This is a genomic window from bacterium, assembly GCA_040757115.1.
In the GTDB taxonomy this organism is placed as follows: domain Bacteria; phylum UBA9089; class CG2-30-40-21; order CG2-30-40-21; family SBAY01; genus JBFLXS01.
Genome location: JBFLYA010000194.1, coordinates 1 through 6,968, shown reverse-complemented (window position 1 = coordinate 6,968; position 6,968 = coordinate 1). Strand labels below are relative to the sequence as shown.

Annotated in this window: 4 protein-coding genes; 2 read left to right on the top strand and 2 right to left on the bottom strand. The window is 33.9% G+C overall.

The genetic code is table 11. The annotated features are described in order from the left end of the window. Positions 1-358: 358 nt before the first annotated feature. Together AB1422_14480 and AB1422_14475 are read right to left on the bottom strand one after the other, a co-directional pair. On the bottom strand, positions 359-3,103 hold the full coding sequence (locus tag AB1422_14480; GenBank protein ID MEW6620519.1) for a tetratricopeptide repeat protein: 2,745 nt from the start codon (positions 3,101-3,103) through the stop codon (positions 359-361). Positions 3,104-3,113: 10 nt separating this feature from the next. After that, the gene (locus AB1422_14475) at positions 3,114-6,089 is read right to left on the bottom strand and encodes a tetratricopeptide repeat protein (GenBank protein ID MEW6620518.1); all 2,976 of its coding nucleotides are present in this window, start codon (positions 6,087-6,089) and stop codon (positions 3,114-3,116) included. Between the two features lie 362 nt (positions 6,090-6,451). Between AB1422_14475 and AB1422_14470 the strand changes: the two genes are divergently transcribed. Further along, positions 6,452-6,613: a hypothetical protein gene (locus AB1422_14470; protein ID MEW6620517.1), complete on the top strand. Its 162-nt coding sequence runs from the start codon at positions 6,452-6,454 to the stop codon at positions 6,611-6,613. A 37-nt stretch (positions 6,614-6,650) separates the two neighbouring features. Next, positions 6,651-6,968: hypothetical protein (locus tag AB1422_14465; protein MEW6620516.1), on the top strand; the 318-nt coding region annotated here is incomplete at its 3' end.

Below are 6,968 nucleotides of genomic sequence, written 5' to 3'. Positions count from 1 at the left end.
AATACTTGAAGCAAAGATATTACCAAATTCCTCCAACTCTTTGAGAAACCCTGCTATTTCCTTTTTGAAATTTGATTTGTAATTTTGCATTTTGATATTTATATTTGATATTTAATATTTGATATTTGATATTTATTTGTTGTCTCCCTCAAATCCTATTTTGCAGAACCCTATACACTATTTTAACCTTTATGCTAGATTAAGACACCACCAACAAATCTGGCTTGCCGGCTGAACATTCGGCAAGCAGGTCATAAGTATTTCAATGGCTGCACCAATAATCTTTTCTGTTATCTGATTTATTTCCATATCTTCTCTGTTCCTCTGCGTCTCTGCGGTAAATTACCCCCCTGAACGGTTACAGCCCTTTAAGCATTTGTTTAGCATAATTATCATTTGGGTCAAGTTTAAGGACATTATTAAATTCAATCTTTGCCTCTTGATACCTTTTCTTCAAGAGGTAAAAAGAGCCAAGATTGCGACGGGATTGGATATCCGAGGGGTCTATTTCAAGAACCTTTTTAATCTCTTCAATCGCATGGTCTATATCACCTTTTTCGTAATAATTTTTGGTTAATTGAATATGCATTTGTTTGGCATATTCTGCATCTAACTCCATCGTCTCCTTATATCTTCCCTGTATTTTATAAAGTTGTATAAGATTATTTTTAGCCGATGCATGTCCAGGACTTATCTTATATACCTTTTTAAACATCTCTTCGGCTTTCTTGTAATCTCCTTGATTAGCATAAATAGTGGCTAAGTTATTAAGGGTATCTATCGCCTCTGGTTCACTTTCTAAAACCTTTTTATAAGAAGCAATTGACTTCGTTGTATCTCCATCTAAATAATACGCCATACCCATATTAAAATAAGAACCCATATCTTCAGGGATGAGTGTAAGTAAAAACTTTGAACCTTCAATCGCCTTTTTCACCCATATCTTTCTTTTCACAGGGTCATTATTTGCTCGCTCAACATAAATACTATTTAATACCTTCCAGTAACAATTTTCATAAGGAAAAGTCTTAACTGCCTTTTCTAATCCAGGGATGCCTTTTTCATACTCATGCTTTTCTACAAAATCAAATCCCTTTCGATAATGAGCATCAGCAAAGAAAGGTCGAAAGGCAAGATAGATTAATATCACGGTGATACCAATGATTAGCAGGCAAAGAATCCAGCGAAAAGATAGGTTTTTAATTCTGGGGGTAACAATAGTTTGTCTCCCGGATAGTGTTTGAGGTTTAACAATAACCATTGTCATCCCCATCACCATCCAGAAATATAAAAGGATAGTTACCAGCCCAAAACTAAATTGATTTTGGATTAAATACCCAATTTCACAGGCAAGAAAGGAAGCAATTAATACCTTCTTACTTATCTCCTGGGTGTAAAAAGCTGTTTTAAAACTTATCCAGATATAAGTTATCAATATCCAGAAATATATCAATAGACCAATTATTCCGCGAGTCACGGTTACATCCAGAACATCGTTATGAGCTTTATCTGTCCCGATATTCATTAATTGTAAGGTATCTAATCCTATCCCCAATAGGGAATTTTTAGTATTTTTAAAGATTATTTCTATAGTCCTTTTCCAGAGGCTTGCCCTTTCTTCTTGTGCTCCTCCAGTAAATTTAATTTCTGGAGTAGGTAATGCTTGTTGAATTCTATCTTCAACCGTTAATTCCTTCTTTTCAGGCACAACTTGAGGTTGTACTGTTTCTGATTTTATTATTGTCCCAATGAGTCGATTAACAACAGCAGTTTCAGGGTGTAGATTATAATATAGAAGAACACTCATTAATACTAAACCAATAGAAATAATATCTTTGGTATTTTTAATTATCATTTTTGAACCAAATAATGTTCTAACAATTAAAGGACCAAAGGAAAATAACCCGAGTGAAATTGCCCCCCAGAGTAAAATAATTGTATGAGTAGGAGGTAGAAATTTAAGGAAAATGATAAATCCACAGATACCACAAAAGAGAATTGTGCCGTAAAAAGTAAGGGAAAAAATTACCCCACAGATAAGCAGAGAAAATATAAATATCCCCCCTTCAAAACCTATCATCGTGGCTCGAGTTTTGGTATAGACAAAGCAGAGAAAAAGTAAAATCAAACTAATTCTATACCACCACGGACTTATGAAATGGAATAAAACGATATAGATGTTTTTGCAGGTATTAAATATCCTCTGCCAGCTTAAAATTAACTCCTGGTAAGCAGAATTTTCATGTCCTTTTTTCTTTACCTTCTTAGATTTAGAGGTGAGTTTTTTTACCTTTTCCTTTTTCATATCTAAAGGATATAACTGATAAGGTTGTTTTTCTCTTAAAAGTAACATTGCTAATCCCATTGGAATAATCATAATCAGATAAGCAGAGAAAAATACCGGGTTGCCAAATGTGCCAAAAACTCTTTCTTTAGCCGAAAAACTCCATTTAAAAGGGTCATGGTCGAAATGTTGGAATATACCATAAATGGCAATTATTGTCGAAGTCAAAATCATTGCCTTGATTAATCTATTGACTAATTTAGGTGTATTCATAAAATTAACCACGACATAATATAAAAAGATATAACTGGTGATGGGAAAAAGCCCTTCATAGCGTTTATAAAAACCAAATAAACTGATAGTTGGACTAACTGAGGTAAGAGTAACCAAAATATTGATAGCTAAGTAAGCTAAAATAGGAATATCAAGTGGTGTCCTCATAAGTTTTGTTTCTTTAGAGGCAATAGCCTTTATCAACCACATCGCTAAAATAACTAAATTCAAACTATACATCAAGGTTAATTTGGCTAAATCGAAGGTATCATATAGAGGAAGCCAAAAGAAAGTAGGAATAATAATGACTAAGATGATGACCATGGCTCGGATTACTTTATCACAAAATCCTGGCAGACCATTTATTAGAATATCTTTTATTATTAAACTGAGTAATAAAATGAACAGGTTAAAAATGTAGGCTAAAAAATGGATAAGATGGATAGGAGTTTTGGTAATAAAATGCCACGCTACCGAAGGGGTAGATAAGATTAATATCAGGAGACTGACTTTAATTATTATCTGGAGAATATTAGAAAATGGCATTACTACCTCTTTATAATTGAACAGAAATAGCTTTCAGCATTTGCATAGCTTTAGGATTATCTGGTTGAAGTTGGCGTATTTTTTCAAATGATTCTTTAGCTTCTTTCAACTTACCCTGACGATAATACATTGAGCCTAAATTATCATAAGCGGCAACATTTGATGGGTCTAATTTTATAATCTTTTTACATTGACTAATCACTTTATCAAGTCTTCCCTGGTCAAAATAAATCCTTCCTAAGAAAGTGAGTATCTCCTGAGTTTTATATTGAGGATGTGTTTGTAATATCTCTTCGAGGACTAAGGCGGCATTTTCAAGGTCATTTCTATTATAAAATATCCTTACCAGATTCTCTAATGCCGCCACATGCTGAGTATTCATACGATATGCCTCTTTAAAAACATTAATTGCATCATCAAGCATATTTCTCTGAGTATATATAACTCCCATATTATTATATGCATCCGCCAAAAATGGATTTATTTCAGCCGCCTTTTTATAAAACACAAGGGCTTTATCTACCCGGGCATTATCTCCCATTCTACTTCCCTGTATATAATAAGCGATGGCTAATGTAAAGTAAGCATTACTATGCCTATAGTTAGTAAGTTCAAGGAGTTCAGAAGCTCCTTTGAATGCCAATTGAGTCCATTTAGGTTCGTTGGTGTTTCTTGCCTTGTCTATATAAAGTCGATTACACTCATCCCGGTACCTGACTTCATAAGGATGTAATTTAATTGCCTGCTCATATTGAGCTATAGCGGTATCCATATTTCCCTGATGTAGCCAAACAGTTCCATTTTTATAAAGATTATCCGCTTTGTAAATCCGACAGGTAAAATAGGTCAGAAGAATAGCCCCGCCTATAATTACCCCACAAAAAATTATCTTGCTTGATTGATTCTTTATCTGGTTAGAAACCTTTAACCCGGTATCTTTATTAGATTGTGTTGGTTGAGTTACTACTTTCCCATAAGCCATAGTCGTTCCTAATAATATCCAGAAACACGAGGATAATGGTGTTACACCAAAACTGACTAAATTCTGACCAAGAAATCCTAAAACCGAACACATAAGTCCTAAAACGATAAATTTTTCATTCCCTTCTATCCTCTGGTAATATTTAAAACCAGTAAAAAAGAAAACTAATATTAACCATCCATATATTCCTAATCCTATTATTCCTCGTGCCGCAAGTGTATCACAAATATCATTATGAGCCCTATCTTCAAACTCTACAGGGCCTTTCATCTCTGGTGATAAAATAGAATACACATATTTAGGGAAGGTAAATCCCATTGTATCCGGCCCTGTCCCAATTAAGAAATATCTCATATTATCTTTCATCGTGGCAATGACACTTCCCCAGATATAAGCCCGCCAGGGTAAGGAAATTGTTAGTTTAGGACCAATAAATGGCTTTATTTCTAGATGAGCATGGTTTAAAAAAGTAGCCGTGAGACCGGGTATTGGTAGCATAACTTCTCTTGGCTTAGATTGGGGGTAGAAAGTTTTTTCTGGAATAGATTCTTCTTCCACCACCTCATCCACTTTTTCTTCAATCGTCGCCTTTGGTTTGCTCATAGAAAATAATGAAGTAAATCGTTCAATAACAGAAGTTTCAGGGATTAAGAAATTAAATTTGATAAATATTAATAAAATTGCTCCTCCTAATGCCATTACTCTTTTTTTGTGCTTAACAATCTCTTTATGAAACAACATCGTTATTACGAATAAAAATAAGCCTAAAAATAGCCCAATATATGAACCTCGAGTGTTACAATGAGAAAAACCATAATAGGTTAAACATAAAATACTTGCATAAATAAATACCATTCCAAAGGCAGAAATAGGTAAGGTATTAAAAACTACAAATCCCAGACAAATACTTAAATAAACAACTATTGCCGCCCACCAGTGGTAAATAGCAAACTTGAATGAACCAAATGAAAGGAAACCAATAACTACGCATATTTCATAAACTAAAAGCCAGAGAGGATTTGTTTGTTTGGAAAAAGAAATAATCGTAAATATAAGACTAATACTTAAATAAATTAACCATATCATTATAGGTGAATAAGACACCCAAAAAGAGGGTTTTGTAGAAGCGTCTAATGTCACTGGAGCACAGAGAGAATTGAAGTTAATTACAAAATAAATAACGAGGATACCTGTTTTAATCGCATATATCCATCGCCAGATGAGGGATAATTGGTTAGAAGATGTCAGATTAGCATCAGGTTTTACATCAAGTTTTTTCTTCTTTTTTTTTTGGGTTTTACTTATTGGTTTGGAGGGAAGAATAATTCCTTTCTTATCTTTTTCACCCTGGACATAAAAATACATCCCTAATCCCGCTAAAAATGCCATCTCAGCATAAGCAGAATAAAAAACAGGATTACCAAAACATGAGATAATTCGCCAGGGATTCCACGATTCCCAACTCAATGGGTCCTTACCAAAATGTTGAATCATACCGTAACACGATGATATCAATCCCGTATAACCTATTGCCTTTATAAGTCGATAAAGTTTTGATTGATTATCGAGAAAATTGATAATCAAGAAAAATTGCACAATATAACAAGTTATAGCTAAAAGTCCCTCGTAACGCTTATAAGTTCCAATCAAACTCATCATTGGGTCAATAGAAAATACAGTTGAGATAATTGTGCTTGCCCAAAAACCCAGAACGGCTAAATTAATCGGTGTAGAAACAGATTTGTAATTGCCAGTTAGTATCATCTTTATTAACCAGGCAACTAACATAATTAATGTCATAACATACATCACCCCGACTTTACTCAAGTCAAAGGTACTATACAAATGAATATCAAAATATAGGGGGATAATAAAAGCGATAATTGGTAGCCCCCACACAATTATCTCATCGCAAACTTTAATCGTCAATTTACATGCCGCATAATAAATTATTAACCAGCTTAGAAAGATAGTTAATCCTGTTAATAAAAATAAACTAAACATAATCCATTTGCTCCTTTATCGTAAGTGTATGATAAGAAAAGATAAAGAAACCGTGTCTCTCCTTTTTTTATTCCACTACCCATTTTTCTCATTTTTTTACTGGGAAGTAAGTATATCACATATCTTAAATTTTGTAAAGAGAAAAAATTAAAGTCCAGCAATTCTCGGTGAATTGTTATGGAGTGCGGTGGACAAGCCAGCCGCTTTGGGAGTAAGTAAAAAGCACGCATTATCTACCGAAAGAAGACAAAGCTTTAAGCAAGCTTTCGCCAGTCCTGAAGAGTAAAAAATCTTCGCACAAAAACTCCTTGAAATAATCCAATTTTTTGTAAGCGTTCAGGTGGTGTAACTAATAGAAATTTATGGAAATTTGTTGTTTTCCACAATCAATTTCTACCTATTTCTATAAATTTCAATCTATTTCTATTATCTTATCTCCATATCACTCTTATCTCCTTATCCCCTTTCTTACACTTTTGATATATAGCCTGAACGGTTACAAAGGCTTTTTATCGTTTAGCTAAAAGGCTGAAAGGATATTTCCCACGCACCAAATTTTGTTTGTTATTTGACAGCTTATATGCAGGGAAACCCGTATTTGATTTAGTAGAGAAAAATGGCTGGATTTACATCATTCGATTTAAGGAAGGTAGTATCCCCAGTGTTTATAAGGAATTTCAGAATTTGCTCTTGATTAGTCCGGAAAATAAAGGGACACATCAAGTCAATGCTAATACCAGCCAGGACTTTCGCTGGGTTAATGATATTGAATACGAAGGGCATAAACTTCATATCCTCGAATGTCAAGAGACAACCTCAGGAAAGAAAGGTGAGGAGAAGACCTTTTTTACCTGGATATGCAAGACAAAGATTACAAAG